Origin of the sequence: Marinomonas ushuaiensis DSM 15871 (assembly GCF_000521805.1) — a bacterium.
Lineage (GTDB): Bacteria > Pseudomonadota > Gammaproteobacteria > Pseudomonadales > Marinomonadaceae > Marinomonas > Marinomonas ushuaiensis.
This window is the reverse complement of the sequence record NZ_JAMB01000002.1, coordinates 13,775-28,248: the sequence shown is the minus strand read 5'-3', so window position 1 is coordinate 28,248 and position 14,474 is coordinate 13,775. Positions and strand designations below refer to the sequence as shown.

General features: G+C 40.6%; 15 protein-coding genes. 13 read left to right on the top strand and 2 right to left on the bottom strand.

The annotated features are described in order from the left end of the window. Window positions 1-36 precede the first annotated feature (36 nt). From purC to MUS1_RS03555, 3 genes are all read left to right on the top strand, one after another. A complete protein-coding gene (purC, locus tag MUS1_RS03565; protein ID WP_036159279.1) occupies window positions 37-753 on the top strand; it encodes a phosphoribosylaminoimidazolesuccinocarboxamide synthase in 717 nt (238 codons plus the stop codon). A 77-nt stretch (window positions 754-830) separates the two neighbouring features. Continuing rightward, window positions 831-2,075 carry a lipoprotein-releasing ABC transporter permease subunit gene (locus tag MUS1_RS03560; protein WP_036159278.1) on the top strand — a complete coding sequence of 415 codons (1,245 nt, stop codon included), beginning with the start codon at window positions 831-833 and terminating at the stop codon, window positions 2,073-2,075. After that, window positions 2,068-2,754, top strand: coding sequence for an ABC transporter ATP-binding protein (locus MUS1_RS03555; protein ID WP_036159276.1), 687 nt, complete (start codon window positions 2,068-2,070; stop codon window positions 2,752-2,754). Before MUS1_RS03560 ends, MUS1_RS03555 begins: the two co-directional genes overlap by 8 nt. A 112-nt stretch (window positions 2,755-2,866) precedes the next feature. Here the strand turns inward: MUS1_RS03555 and MUS1_RS03550 are convergent, their stop codons facing one another. Continuing rightward, on the bottom strand, window positions 2,867-3,319 hold the full coding sequence (locus MUS1_RS03550) for a DUF2062 domain-containing protein (RefSeq protein WP_245595732.1): 453 nt from the start codon (window positions 3,317-3,319) through the stop codon (window positions 2,867-2,869). A gap of 115 nt (window positions 3,320-3,434) precedes the next feature. Here MUS1_RS03550 and MUS1_RS03545 point away from each other — a divergent pair, with 115 nt between their 5' ends. The 8 genes from MUS1_RS03545 to murI are packed head-to-tail and all read left to right on the top strand — an operon-like array spanning window position 3,435 to window position 10,068. Then, on the top strand, window positions 3,435-5,366 hold the full coding sequence (locus MUS1_RS03545; RefSeq protein WP_084035544.1) for a ComEC/Rec2 family competence protein: 1,932 nt from the start codon (window positions 3,435-3,437) through the stop codon (window positions 5,364-5,366). 13 nt (window positions 5,367-5,379) lie between these two features. Further along, window positions 5,380-6,006 (top strand): MotA/TolQ/ExbB proton channel family protein, encoded by a 627-nt coding sequence (locus MUS1_RS03540; protein WP_036159273.1) that lies wholly within the window; start codon window positions 5,380-5,382, stop codon window positions 6,004-6,006. Continuing rightward, a complete protein-coding gene (locus tag MUS1_RS03535) occupies window positions 6,003-6,425 on the top strand; it encodes an ExbD/TolR family protein (protein ID WP_036159270.1) in 423 nt (140 codons plus the stop codon). Before MUS1_RS03540 ends, MUS1_RS03535 begins: the two co-directional genes overlap by 4 nt. Beyond that, window positions 6,422-7,459, top strand: coding sequence for a tetraacyldisaccharide 4'-kinase (gene lpxK / locus MUS1_RS03530; protein ID WP_036159269.1), 1,038 nt, complete (start codon window positions 6,422-6,424; stop codon window positions 7,457-7,459). The genes MUS1_RS03535 and lpxK overlap by 4 nt, the downstream gene beginning before the upstream one ends. Window positions 7,460-7,468: 9 nt before the next feature. Further along, entirely contained in the window at window positions 7,469-7,654 is a 186-nt protein-coding gene (locus MUS1_RS03525; protein WP_036159267.1) for a Trm112 family protein, read from the top strand. After that, entirely contained in the window at window positions 7,651-8,121 is a 471-nt protein-coding gene (locus MUS1_RS03520) for a low molecular weight protein-tyrosine-phosphatase (RefSeq protein ID WP_036159265.1), read from the top strand. The genes MUS1_RS03525 and MUS1_RS03520 overlap by 4 nt, the downstream gene beginning before the upstream one ends. 42 nt (window positions 8,122-8,163) lie before the next feature. Then, on the top strand, window positions 8,164-9,264 hold the full coding sequence (murB, locus tag MUS1_RS03515) for a UDP-N-acetylmuramate dehydrogenase (RefSeq protein ID WP_051436088.1): 1,101 nt from the start codon (window positions 8,164-8,166) through the stop codon (window positions 9,262-9,264). Continuing rightward, window positions 9,265-10,068, top strand: a complete 804-nt coding sequence (gene murI / locus MUS1_RS03510) for a glutamate racemase (RefSeq protein ID WP_036159263.1) — start codon at window positions 9,265-9,267, stop codon at window positions 10,066-10,068. It begins immediately after the preceding gene. 37 nt (window positions 10,069-10,105) lie between these two features. On the opposite strand, the gene MUS1_RS03505 is transcribed toward murI, so the two are convergent. Then, window positions 10,106-11,245 carry a patatin-like phospholipase family protein gene (locus MUS1_RS03505; protein WP_051436087.1) on the bottom strand — a complete coding sequence of 380 codons (1,140 nt, stop codon included), beginning with the start codon at window positions 11,243-11,245 and terminating at the stop codon, window positions 10,106-10,108. Between the two features lie 321 nt (window positions 11,246-11,566). On the opposite strand from MUS1_RS03505, the gene MUS1_RS03500 reads away from it, so the two are divergent. Both MUS1_RS03500 and pgm read left to right on the top strand, forming a co-directional pair. Continuing rightward, window positions 11,567-12,691, top strand: coding sequence for a beta-ketoacyl-ACP synthase III (locus MUS1_RS03500; protein WP_036159260.1), 1,125 nt, complete (start codon window positions 11,567-11,569; stop codon window positions 12,689-12,691). A gap of 136 nt (window positions 12,692-12,827) precedes the next feature. After that, window positions 12,828-14,471, top strand: a complete 1,644-nt coding sequence (gene pgm, locus MUS1_RS03495) for a phosphoglucomutase (alpha-D-glucose-1,6-bisphosphate-dependent) (RefSeq protein ID WP_036159259.1) — start codon at window positions 12,828-12,830, stop codon at window positions 14,469-14,471. The last annotated feature ends 3 nt before the right edge of the window (window positions 14,472-14,474 follow it).

Genomic DNA, 14,474 nt, shown 5'->3' with positions numbered 1-14,474 from the left:
TTTAACCCCTCATAAAAGAAGACCGGAGACTCTCCAATGGAAAAACGACAAGAGCTGTATGCAGGTAAGGCAAAATCTGTATTTCGTACAGATGATCCTGACAAGATGGTTCTGGTATTTCGTGATGATACCTCTGCATTTGACGGTAAAAGAATAGAGCAACTTGACCGCAAAGGCATGGTGAACAATAAGTTCAATGCATTCATTATGACGAAATTACAAGAAGCAGGCATTCCTACGCATTTTGAAAAGCTATTAAGTGATACTGAATCTTTGGTTAAATGCTTAGACATGATGCCAGTAGAGTGTGTTGTTCGAAATGTTGCAGCTGGTAGTTTATGTCGTCGTTTAGGTGTGGAGGAGGGTGTAACACTAACACCACCAACATTTGAATTGTTCCTGAAAAACGATGCTTTAGGCGACCCAATGATCAACGAATCTCATGTTGAATCGTTTGGTTGGGCAAAAGCCGATGATCTTGTAAAAGCCAAAGAGCTTACATACAAGGTCAATGATGTATTAAAAGCGATTTTTGCTGAAGGCGGCATGATTCTAGTTGATTACAAATTAGAATTTGGTCTATATAAAGGTGACGTTCTTTTGGGTGATGAGTTTTCTCCAGACGGCTGTCGTTTGTGGGATGCCAAAACGAAAGAAAAACTAGATAAAGACCGTTTCCGTCAAGGTTTGGGTGGTGTTATCGAAGCTTACGAAGATGTTGGTCGTCGTATAGGTATTGATTTCGACGCGTAAACGGATTGGCGGTTTGATTATAAGGGAGAAGCTTCTTCTCCCTTTTTTGCCAGACAAATGCCACGCAAGGACATACATTGATTAATTTCCTCCCTATTGCCATTGGCTTACGTTACGCCCGGGCTAAACGTTCCAATCATTTCATTTCTTTTATCAGTTTCTCTTCAATTGCAGGCCTAGCATTAGGCGTTATGGTGTTAATTACCGTTTTATCTGTGATGAATGGTTTTGACCGAGAATTACGTCAACGGATTTTGGGTATGGTTCCTCATGCTACTTTGTGGGGGAACCCTGAATTAGATGACTGGCGTTCAACCGCCAAATTAGTGGAGAAAATGCCTGATGTTGTTGGCGTTGCCCCACATATTCAAGCTCAGGTTATGTTTCAGTCTGGATCAAGCGTTCATGGCGCTATTTTGAATGGCATTAATCCAGAGATGGAAAAGAAAGTCTCAATCATTGATGAGAATATGGCGACAGGTTCTTTGGATGCTCTAAACGATACTCGTTTTGGGATTGTCTTGGGGGCTCAACTTGCCAAGATGTTAAGGGTGGAGATAGGCGATAAGGTTACTGCTATTTTACCGAAAGCGAATGTTTCGATTGCGGGTGTTGCGCCGGTGCTGAAACGTTTTACCCTTGTAGGGACGTTTGAAGTTGGTGCAGAATTAGACAGTGGGCTTGCTTATATTAATATTACCGATGCTGCGAAATTAAAGCGCTATAACGACGATTCTATTGAAGCGTTGCGTATTTCTTTTGATGATTTATTCGTTGCACCTACTCGTATTTGGGATATAGCAAGAGCAGTGCCTGGGCAAAATAGAGTCAGTGATTGGACTCGTACTCATGGTAATCTTTTTCAAGCCATTAAGATGGAAAAAACCATGATAGGTTTGTTGCTATTATTAATTGTTGCTGTGGCTGCTTTTAATATTGTTTCTACCTTAGTGATGGTTGTTACTGATAAGCGTAATGATATTGCGATTCTAAGAACCATGGGGCTGACCTCTGGTCAGGTTATGTGGGTATTTGTGGTTCAAGGTATTTTTATTGGCATGTTAGGAACGCTGATTGGTGTGGTGCTAGGGGTAACTCTCGCGCTTAATATTAGTGGGATTCTAGCGAGTCTGCAGACATTGCTTGATGTGCAGTTTCTTAGTGCTGACGTATATTTTATCAATTATCTTCCTTCTCAGCTCGAATGGTCTGATGTGAAATTGATTGTCACATCGGCTTTTATCATGACAGTTGTTGCAACCATATATCCAGCGTGGCGAGCATCAAAAGTAGAGCCAGCGGAGGCGTTACGCTATGAGTGATAATATTGTATTGGAGTGTCGTTCACTTTCTAAGCAATACCAAGACGGCAAGCAAAGTATCGATGTTTTTCAGTCTATCGATTTTACTTTAAACAAAGGTCAAGCTTGCGCCATTGTTGGTGCGTCTGGTTCGGGTAAAACAACTCTATTGAATTTACTTGCTGGATTAGATTTGGCAACAACCGGTGATGTTAAGTTGGCTCAAGTCTCTTGGTCGAGTCTTAAAGATGCTAAGCGCTCTAGAATGCGCAATAAAGAAATGGGGTTTGTGTATCAGTTTCACCATTTGCTTCCTGAGTTTTCGGCATTAGAAAATGTACTTATGCCTATGTGGATTGCAGGCATGAATAAAAAAGAAGCGAAACAGCGCGGAGAGGAATTGCTAACTCAAGTTGGTTTGAAGGATCGTTTGAACCATAAACCGTCACAACTGTCTGGTGGTGAAAGGCAGCGAGTTGCAATTGCTCGAGCCTTGGCGAACCGTCCTGCTTGTGTGCTGATGGATGAACCAACAGGTAATCTAGATGAAACAACCTCGCTGGAAATCCAAAATCTAATCAATGAACTGAAAACAACGTATAACATGGCGTTTCTTGTTGTCACACATGATGAAAAAATGCTGAATTGGATGGATTCTGCTTATCGTCTCTCTCAAGGGTCTTTACACCTTTTGAAGTAGGGACAGGTGTTGATAGTCGTGTGACTGCTTGGCGATTATTGCGTTGCTAAAAAGTAGAGAAAAGCCAAGATTTATAAATGAGTCTTGGCTTTTTATTTGTAGTAAAGCGTTTTTAATTAGCTTGTTTTTTGTGACGTAGCTTGCGTTCTTTCCAGCGTTTAATAGCATGAAGTCGCCATAGCGTAATAATAGTTGCATACCCTATCGCGCCAACAATTAAGCCTAGAACGACAGAGCCAACATACAAGGGTAGCCAAATGTGTTCGAGTTTATCCCAAATCCATTCAACGGATAATCGAAAGTTTTTTTCGTCGTGAGAACCTAGAATTAACGTGCCGACCTTGTAGTTGCAATAAAATACAAACGGCATTGTAAGAGGGTTTGTTATCCACACTAAAGCGAGAGAGACAGGGATGTTTGCGCGTAAGGGGATGGCAAGCAAAGCGGATACTAGCATTTGAAATGGCATTGGGATAAAAGCCCAAAATAAACCATTAAAGAAAGCGCGGGCAACCGATTTTCGATTCAAATGCCATAAATTAGCTTCATAAATCTGCGAACCCAAAATCTTTAAGGCTTTGTTAGCTTTAAGTTTTTCCGGATTTGGTATGAATTTTTTTAGATAACTTTTCGGCATAATCAGGTAAAAATAATTTAGGAATTTAAGACATGGAGGTCTTATGCTACTAAGTAGTTTGTCCATTTTGATGGGCGCCATATTGGTGCCAAGAGACTATTTGTGGCTGTATTCTACGCACATCATTCTGGTGTGTCTCTACTTAATCATGACAAAGCGATTAATAGCACTGTTTTTGACACTTCTATCCTTGATCTTAATTATATTGAGTGAACTTCCGAACGATCCCTCTTTTCCATTGAGTGTTGGCCAGACGGTATTTTTTGACACCGAGGAAAAGGCGCTGTCCATTGAATATAATGAAGCGCCTAATTTTTCTTGCCTACAGACAAATTGTCAGGTCAGTGTTGTTTATTTTTTACCAGACGGTACACGTCAAACACTCAATAATGTCGCACTTTCTTTTTCAATTACGCCTCTAGAAACACAAGCTCAAGGTAGAGTCACGCGTATTGTTCTACCGAATAAAAACGGGGCTTGGTGGGAGCGTAATCTTTATATAAGAAGGCAAGTCGCACAGCTTGATATTCATTTCTTAGAGTCAGATGTTGATCGTCTAGAAGGTTCTGTTTTTTCATTGAGAGACAGCTTAATTGATCGGCTTGATGTAAGACTGGACCAATTTTCTAATTGGCGTTTTTCAAAAGCATTGCTGTTGGGTCAAGATGATTTATGGAGCGAGCGAGATACGTGGATTGTTCGTACGCTTGGGTTGGCTCATTTATTTGTTGTTTCCGGTTTGCATACAGGCTTTATGTTTGTCATAGGTGGTGTCATTAGTCGGGCTTTTTGGCAACTGAGTCCAGGCAGGGTGATGCTTTCAGGTATTACTCGTTGGCATTTTGATGCGCTTATTGTTATCCCATTATTATTCGCTTATGCATATTTAACAGGGTGGGGAGAGCCAGTTGTTAGGGCTGCAATTATGTTGAGTGTTTATTTATGCGCTCGCATGCTGGCGCTCAAATTGTCACCATATCACATCATTACTTTTGCTTTGTGGCTGGTTTTATTGATAGAGCCTAGATCTGTACTGAGTCCTGGTTTGTGGTTGTCTTTTAGTATGGTGTATTTACTGATTGGCTTTTCTCAGAATTCGACGGGTATTTTGCGCTTGTTAATGGTGCAAGTCATGTTAAGTACTGCTTCCATGGTATTAATTCTGGGCTGGCAAGATGAAATTTCTAGCGTGTCTATTTTAGTTAATATTATCTTAATTCCACTGGCTGCTTTTTTCTGGTTTCCATTAGGAATGATTTCTTGTGTTGAGGTGCTGTTGTTTAATTCAACGTATCTTTATTCAGGCTTAGAGTTCAGTCTTAACTATCTGGTCTACGCTATTGAGTGGGTTGTGTTTTCCTTGCCATTATTGGTTTTTGAGTCGTACTCGTCTGCAATACCCAGAATACTGATGCTCTGTCTTGTGTGTTATTGGGTTTATCAAAGCCCTTTAAAAAGAGGTTGGGGCGTCGCTTTAGTCGTATGGTGTGTATTATTTTTATCTATGATTTTTAATGTTCCAGAAGCACATTTTAGTATTACGAATAAAGATAATAAATTGATTTTAATAGATAAGGGGAGAGTGGCGTTATCGAACGGTTGGGCAGGAAATGACTTAAATAAATTGGACTTTTCATGGTATTTAAATAAAGAGAAGCAAAAAGAAAACGGTCAAAATAAGTATATTTTATCGCCAAATGTTTTAGCGGATTTTTCGCCAGAAGTTTGGCTGAAGCACGACATTGACTGGGTGTTATTAGGGAAAGAGGCGTCTACGAATATGCAAACTATGCTTACTGCTTTACAGGTTAACTGGTTTATTATTGCAGCGGATGAGACATTGACGTTTTACTTTCAGAACGATCAGATATTATTACGGCATTCTTCCTGTGTTTATTCTTTTTTTCTCTTTAAATCTGATACTTGCAGGCGTGTAGAAAAGTTAGAGAGTGTGTTAAATTACATGCAAAATTAAATTGGAGTGCAAAGTGTTAGCCTTTATTCAAACTGGTGGTTTTTTCATGTGGCCGTTAATGGCGTGCTCTATTTTGACGCTGGCAATTATCCTTGAACGTTTCTGGACGCTTCGTAAAGCAAGCGTTGCACCAAAGGGTCTTCAGGCTGATGTTATGAAGCGATTGCGTGACGATAGAATGACAATTGAATACATTCGTTCTATGCAAACGCGAGCTGGCTTAGGGTCTATTTTTGCAGCAGGTCTTCTGAACTCGAAACATGGTCGTAGTGCGATGAAAGAAAGTGTTCAAGAGGCGGCAAGTCATGTTATTCATGAACTAGAGAGATTTATGAATACACTTGGCACCGTTGCAGCAATTTCTCCCTTGTTGGGATTATTGGGCACGGTTGTTGGTATGATCAAGGTGTTTGCTGTGTTGATGGAAAGCGGTGCCGGCAATACTGCATTACTGGCTGGCGGTATTTCAGAAGCTTTATTAACGACGGCCGCTGGTCTTGGTGTTGCAATTCCTGCTTTGATCTTCCATCGTTTTTTCAGCCGCAGAATTGATGAGCTGGTGGTTACTATGGAGCAACAATCTACAAAATTGGTTGATGCGTTATACGGTGAACGTGAGAAATCAGGAGCGGCTCAGTGAAATTTCGACGTCAAAAAATAGATGACGTTCAAATTAATTTAACTCCGTTGATTGACGTTGTTTTTTTGTTGCTGATTTTCTTTATGGTTAGTACGACTTTCAATCAAAGCACAGAGCTTACTATTGATTTACCAACGGCGACGACTAACGCTCCTAGCTCAAATGTTTCACAGAATGTTGAGTTGGTTATAACGGCGGATGGACAATATGTCATTAATGGACAAACGCTAATTAATGAAAGAGTTGGCACGCTTGTTCAAGGCCTAAGGGAAGTCACAAAAGGCGATAGTTCAAGACCTTTGATCATCACAGCTGATGCAAAGGCATCTTATGACATGGTACTTAGAGTCTATGATGCTGCGGCAAAAATTGGTATTACTAAGCTTGCTCATACAGCCCAAAAAGAGACGGCTCAGTGAGCCTAGAATCGCTCTTTACTCGCTCTTGGTACGGCCGTTGTGGTTGGACAAACGTGTTTCGACCACTTCAGCCATTAGTGAAAAAAGCAGTACTTAAAAAGAGAAAAACATTCTTAGAGCAAAAAGACACGTCTTATAAAGCACCAGTACCGGTTATTGTGGTTGGAAATATTAGCGTTGGCGGCACGGGGAAATCACCTATGGTTGTCGCCTTATGCAAATTGTTATCAGAGCATGGTTATCGCCCAGGGATTGTTTCTAGAGGACATGGCGTTAAAATTGATGCACCAACTCATGTTTATGCAAGCAGTTTGGCCAGCGATGTTGGTGATGAGCCTGTGATGTTAGCGCGACGAGCTGATTGCCCTATGGTGGTTTTTCCTAAACGTGCTGAAGCGGTTAAGCATTTACTTGCCACGACGGAGGTCAATATAGTCGTGTGTGATGACGGTATGCAGCATTATCAGCTAAATCGAGACATTGAAGTAGCCATGTTGGATGCTTCCAGAGGTGTTGGTAATGGTCAGCTGTTACCCGTTGGTCCATTAAGGGAGCCTGTAGAACGATTAAATAACGTGGACTTTATCGTCAGCGTATCAGATGTGATGACAGATTCTCTGCAAGCACTTAGTTTACCTATAACATTAGCACCTTTGGTATCAAGCATCTTGGTTTCTTTAGATGGGTCTAAAACTATTGATTGCCGTGATGCTTTTTTAAAAGATACTAAGTGGCATGTGGTCGCAGGCATAGGCAATCCTCAACGTTTTCTCGATACACTAACAGCATTGGGTTTATCGAAAAGTCGTTTAAGCCATAAATGGTATTCGGATCATCATTCGTTCGAAGAGTCCGATATCCCAGAGAATGGTCAAGTTATCATGACGGAAAAAGACGCAGTGAAATGTCAGTCGCTTGAATTATCAAATTCAAATGTTTGGTATTTACCGGTTTCTTTGACTTTACCGGACAGTTTTCAAAACGCATTTATAGAAAAATTAAACCTTATTAAAGTTGAACTTAATCAAAAGTAGACAATTAGCATGAATAAAACATTATTAGATATCCTTGTTTGTCCGGTAACAAAAGCCACCTTAACTTTGAGTAAAGATGGTACAGAACTGATTAGTAAGATTGGTGGTATGGCATATCCAGTTCGAGAAGGTATACCCGTTTTACTGGAAACAGAAGCGCGTACATTAACCGCGGAAGAACGTTTAGAAAAATGAGACAGTTCAAAGTGTTGACAGTGTGTTTAGGCAATATTTGTCGATCACCAGCAGCGCAGGGCATTTTAGAGAACGTCGCTTCTTATAATAAAATCGCTTTGGAACTCGATTCGGCTGGAACCGCCGCTTATCACGTCGGTAATCCACCAGATTCCAGATCAATTGCAGCTTTGAAACAAGTTAGTGTCAATATTGCTCAGCAGAAGGCTCGCCAAGTTGTTCAAGCAGACTTTAATGAATTTGACTGGATTCTTGCAATGGATAAAGAAAACCTAGCAAATCTTCGTCAGATTCAGCCAGAGCACAGTCGAGCAAAGTTAGTTATGTTTGGCGAGTTTCATCCGAGTGTATCGTTTGGTGAGGTTGCAGATCCATATTACGGTGGCGACGAGGGATTTACTTTGATGAGAGAGCATCTTACGCAAATATCAGAAGCTTTTGTTCTTCATCTTCATTCATCAAGCTAACGTATTCACTTAATTCAAAAAACATTAAATCAGCTAACGATTATGCCATTTAACACAGAAGTTTCGTTTACACATAAAGTTGAGGAAAGTATTCAGAAGAATGTTTCTTTAGCGGCTTACAACACATTTCGTTTTTCCTATCAGGCTGAATATTTTGCGGTGGCAGAAACACTTGAGTCATTGAAAGTTCTGCTTGCCTGGGCTAATCGTCTTGATATTAAGGTCACTATAATTGGTGGTGGCAGTAATTTACTGATTTCTAATGATATTTCAGGTTTGGTGATTATCAATCGATTAGCTGGAATGAAGGCGCGTGAGCATTTAGGTGATTTGGTTAGCTTTACTGTAGCGGCGGGTGAAACTTGGCACAATGTAGTAGAGCATGCCATCGAACAAGAGTGGTATGGCATTGAAAACCTTGCCTTAATTCCAGGCACTATTGGTGCTGCACCAGTCCAAAATATTGGCGCTTATGGCGTAGAAATAAAAGACGTTTTAGCGCGTGTTCAGGTAATTGACCAAACAACAGGCGACGTTTATTGGGTTAATGCCCGTGATTGTGGCTTTGCTTACCGAGACAGTCATTTCAAAGGCAAGTGGAAGAATAAATTAATTATCACATCTGTTGAATTAACACTTAAAAAGCACGCTGATTTATTATTAAGTTATGGCGGTTTGGCTAATCGTGTTGAAGGTGAACCAAGTCTTAAAAAAGTCTTTGAGACTGTTTGCAAAGTACGACAAGAAAAACTACCAAATCCGAGTGAATTGGCAAATGCAGGTAGTTTTTTTAAGAATCCGATTGTTAGTTCAGAGCAACATGATGAGCTAAAAAAACGTTTTCCTAATCTGGTTTCTTTTCCATTCGAAAGTGGCTTTAAATTGGCGGCTGGATGGCTGATTGATCAAGCGGGATGGAAAGGTAAAAAATACCAAGGCGTTGGTGTTTATGATAAACAAGCTTTGGTGTTAGTGAATTATTCGGAAGAAAATGCAGCACCTTTAATGGTGCTTGAAGCTCAAATCAAAGAATCGATTTTAGATCTATACGGTGTTGAATTAGAACGTGAGCCAGTTGAGTTTCCAGTATTGGTAAATAACCCTGCGTCTGAGCTATCGTTTAAAGTCGATGGAGAAGCTTGATTGAAAATTGGCGTGATTGATTCAGGTGCTGGCGGATTAACCATCCTTAATGCTATTCATAAGAAACAACCTTATCTTGATTTAGTCTATTTGGCTGATGATGAATTTGCACCTTATGGCAACAAAACTATTGCTCAGTTACAAGATCGGCTGGTAAGGGTTGGACGATTCTTTGAAACTGAAAAAGTCTCCGCCATTGTAGTGGCTTGTAACACAGCAACGGTTGCAGCTATAGACGCCTTAAGAGCCACTACGTCACTGCCTATTATTGGTGTTGAACCTGCTGTTAAACCAGCTTTTCGAATTAGTAAGCAACGTAAGGTCGCCGTACTTGCCACACCTGTCACTGCAAAAAGTGCGCGCCTTAATCAACTGATTGAGCTTTGGAAGGCGGATAGTCAAGTGTCTATTATGTCCAGTGATACGCTGGCTTTTGATATTGATGCGTGGCCGGAGACTCAAAAGCAAATAGAGCAAACCATTCATCAACTCAGTGAAGACATGCTGATGAAAAAGATAGACACCTTGGTTCTCGCTTGTACTCATTATCCTTTGGTTAAACATTTGTTCGAAAAGGCGTTAGGGAGTGAATGTGAAATTATTGAACCAAGTGAAGGCGTAACAGCTCAGTTAATGCGCCGATTATCCGATAATTATGCTCAAGAGATGGGGGAGCTCATTTTAGCCAAATCTACAGGGCGCATTGAATTGTGTAGCTCGCTTGGAGTGAATAATATGCAGCGGTTAGTGTCTTGGGTGTCAGAACCAGAAGCTATTTTTGCTCAACGAGTCGTTAAAATTTAGCTCTTCCTGTTTCTTTAAAGCCCTCTGACTTCCTATCTTAATAATCAAGGAAAGTCATAATTTTGTCTTTTTCCCACATAGCATCTTTATGTCCCAATTCAATCAAAGCTCGACAATATTCAGGCGTGAAGAGTAAATAACTGGCCGCTGAGCTGATTTTCTCTGAAGTAGATCCACCCGCCGCTTTCAGTAATACGCGAATATTCTTGGGTAAAGTGCCAATATAGTGATGAGCAATTTCATTGAGCTCTTCTGATGGCGAAATAATGAGCGTTTCTGTTGGTAAACTTTGATGTTTGGCTTGTTTTTCCTTGGGTAAGTCACGAATCAAATTGTTCATGATTTCAAGCTGATAAATGTCATCTTCAAGGTTATCAATAAAAGCACTGTTTAATAGCTGACCTAATATTTGCGCCATGCTTGGTGCACTGGATTCTTTTATCTCATCTTGAATAGGCCATTTTTTAGGGCTTCGATTACCACTTACGCCGATGATGAAAAGCTTATTGGCGCCTAATTTAAGTGCTGGATAAATGGCTGATTTTTGACGAATCGCGCCGTCGCCATAATAATGTTCTTGTATTTTATGGGCTGGGAAAATCATCGGAATCGCACTGGATGCGAGTAAATGATCTACGCCCAATTCCGCGAAAACGCCTTTTCTTCTGCTGCCTTGCCATTCTTTAATGTCTGATTTACCTTGGAAGAAAGTGGTTGATTCACCTGTGCTGTAACTCATTGCAGTGATTGCTAAGGCGTGTAATTGATCTCTTTCAATGGCGCTATTGATTCTAGAAAAATCTAAATGATTCGTTAATAGCTCTCTCAATGGATCGTTATCCATTAGCGCTATTGAAGTATCTCGATTGCCCATATGAAAAAGTGACAGCAATGTTTTTGTTAGGGAGCTGGCAACTGGCCAGCGTCCAGTTGTATAGATTTGATCGGGAGTTAAATGCCGCCATACAAAGGCAAGTGTCGAAGCGGCTCTGGAAAAATTGTCTGCATAGGATGCCAGCATGGTGGCGTTTAACGCACCAGCCGATGTGCCGCATAAAATTGGAAAGGGTAAGGGCGTATTTTTAGGGAGTATTTTTCCCATTGCCGACAGTACTCCAACTTGGTAGGCCGCACGAGCGCCGCCACCAGAAAGAATTAATGCGTTGTTGTTTATCATATAAAACTCGCCTAGCTAGCTTAGATTAATGGTTAGATTTAAGCACTTTATGTATCTCATAAAACACTGTTGTCTTCTATCAAAACAATCACTCTTTTACTCAAAATATAGATGCTTTTGTTAGAAATTAGATATAATTATTTGGTATTTCTACTGACTCTTGTTATTACTTTTGTAGACTAAGTAAACAATCTCGGTCACAATCTCGTCTATACTTTTTTATAAGCGCTTTTATTGATGCCTTTTTGATAACGGTTTTTGTAAATAAATGCTTTTTAATTAACAATAACGTTTAAACAACAATAATAAAGGATGAATGGTATGAAATCCTCTGTCGTCATTAGCGGGGTTGGTTTATGGACTCCAGCGCAATCTATTAGTAATGAAGAGCTTGTGGCCAGTTACAATGCATGGGCCGAAAAATTTAACGCTGAAAATTCTGTGGCAATTGAAGCGGGTGAGCAGGAAGCGAAACCCCTTTCTAGTGCGGCGTTTATTGAAAAGGCGTCCGGTATTAAAAGTCGCTATATTTATTCAAAAGAGGGCGCTTTAGATATTAATCGAATGCGTCCTGTGCTTGAAATACGTGATGATGAGCAAGTATCTCACCAGGCAGAAATGGCGATTGAAGCCGCTAAAAAAGCATTAATTGCAGCCAATAAAACACCTGCAGATATCGATACCGTGATTGTTTCTTGTGCTTACACGCAACGTTCTTATCCTGCTATTGCTATTGAAGTACAAGCCGCTTTAGGTATTGATGGATTTGGCTTTGATATGTTGGTCGCGTGTTCTGCTGCGACTTTTGGATTGCAAAGAGCCGTCGATGCCGTAAAAGCAGGCACCTCAAAAGGCGTGTTGGTGATTAATCCTGAATTGACGTCTCCTCAAGTGAATTATATGGACCGTGATTCTCACTTTATTTTTGGTGATGTGGCGACGGCAACGATAGTAGAAAGCAGTGAAACTTGTCAGTCTAAACACGCTTTTGATGTCGTCAGTACAAAATGTGTGACTGTGTTTTCGAATAATATTCGCTCGAATTTTGGTTATACAACTCGTGTGACGGATGAAGACCCTTATGCGACAGATAAGCTTTTCCATCAAAATGGCAGAAAAGTATTTAAAGAAGTATGTCCCATGGCAGCAGAGCACATTGAGAGTCATTTGCAAAGTGAAGGTATCCAAGTTTCGCAATTAAAACGTTGGTGGCTGCATCAAGCGAACATCAATATGAATCTTTTAATCAGTAAGCGATTATTAGGCCGTGACGCGACTATAGAAGAAGCGCCAGTGGTTCTAGATGAATATGCAAACACAGCCTCGGCGGGCTCTATTATTGCCTTTGCTAAATACCATGAAGATTTAAACGCTGGTGATATTGGTGTTATTTGCTCCTTCGGCGCTGGTTATTCTATTGGTAGTTTGATTCTTAAAAAGCGATAAATTGAAATATATGACGATTAAAAACGAACGTTTTTAAAAGTGAGTTTCGAATAAGTCCCTGTTAAGTGATTGGAACTGTAGTATATTTAGTGGAAGCTATTTATATCAGATTCAAAGACTTAACAGGGCGCAAACTATGGCAATTCATCCTCAAGCTGGACAGCTTGCATCTCATGATTCTCTTGTAAACCTACCAGAACTTATGACGGCTTATTATTTAAAAAAGCCTTGTATTAAAAATCCAGAAGAGCGGGTTAGTTTTGGGACCTCAGGGCATCGCGGTAGTGCTTTATTAGTGAGTTTTAATGAAGGCCATATTCTTGCTATTGCCCAAGCGATTGCTGAATATCGACAGTCTCAGAATATTACGGGGCCTTTGTATTTAGGCAAAGACACTCATGCCTTATCAGCAGCGGCTTTTCAGACTGTATTGAGTGTGCTTACAGCGAACGGTGTTAAGGTTCGTACTCAATTGAATGGTGGTTATACACCGACTCCTGTTATTTCTCACGCCATCCTAACGCATAATAAAATGAATCAGCAGGGTCTGAGTGACGGTCTTGTTATAACGCCTTCACATAATCCTCCGGAAGATGGCGGCATTAAATACAATTCCATCAAAGGTGGTCCAGCCGATAAAGACATTACGGATTGGGTAGCCAAAAGGGCTAATGAGTTATTAGAGAGCAACTTAGTTGGCGTGAAACGCTTATCCAGCGATGACACAGACAAGAGTGATTTAATTGAGCCGTTCGATTTTATTAATCACTATGTTGATGATCTTGAAAATGTCATCGACATGAAAGCCATTGCTAAAGCAAAAATTCGAATTGGTGTTGATCCAATGGGTGGTTCAGGTATTCATTACTGGGAACCCATTGCTAAGAAATATGGTTTAGATATTACGATTGTTAATCCAGAAGTTGATCCTACGTTTCGTTTTGTACCGCTCGATAAAGATGGCCGTATTCGTATGGATTGCTCCTCACCTTATTCCATGAGCAATTTATTAACGCTCAAAGACGATTTTGATATCGCTGTGGGTAATGATCCAGATTACGATCGTCATGGCATTGTTTGTGCGGGATCTGGCTTAATGAATCCAAATGCTTATTTGGCAGTGGCGATTGAGTATTTGTCTCAGCACAGACCGGAATGGCCAAAGGACATTCAATTCGGTAAAACCTTGGTTTCGAGTGGCATGATTGACCGTGTGGTTAATGGACTTGGTCGTACGCTCTGTGAAGTGCCAGTCGGCTTCAAATGGTACGTGGAAGGAATGTATGAAGGCGCAATGGCATTTGGTGGTGAAGAGAGTGCAGGGGCTTCTTTTTTACGTAAAGATGCCAGTGTTTGGACAACAGACAAAGACGGTTTCATTATGGCATTGCTTGCGGCTGAAATTTTGGCTGTAACAGGTAAAGACCCTCAAACGCATTATGATGCTCAAGTATCAAAATACGGTCAGCCTTTTTATAAACGTATTGATGTGGTTGCAACTTTGGCTCAAAAATCGATACTGGGTGCCTTAGATGTTAAGGATGTAACGCAAACAGAATTAGCTGGAGAAAAAATTCTTAATGTACTGACTCATGCGCCAGGTAATGGTGCTGCTATTGGTGGTTTGAAAGTCTCTACTGAAAACGGTTGGTTTGCAGCTAGACCCTCAGGTACCGAAAACGTCTATAAAATTTACTTGGAAAGTTTTGTTTCTGAAGAGCATCTTGCTGAATTAGAAAAAGAAGCAAAAGCGTTAGTGGACAGCGTGTTAAAGGTTTAATTT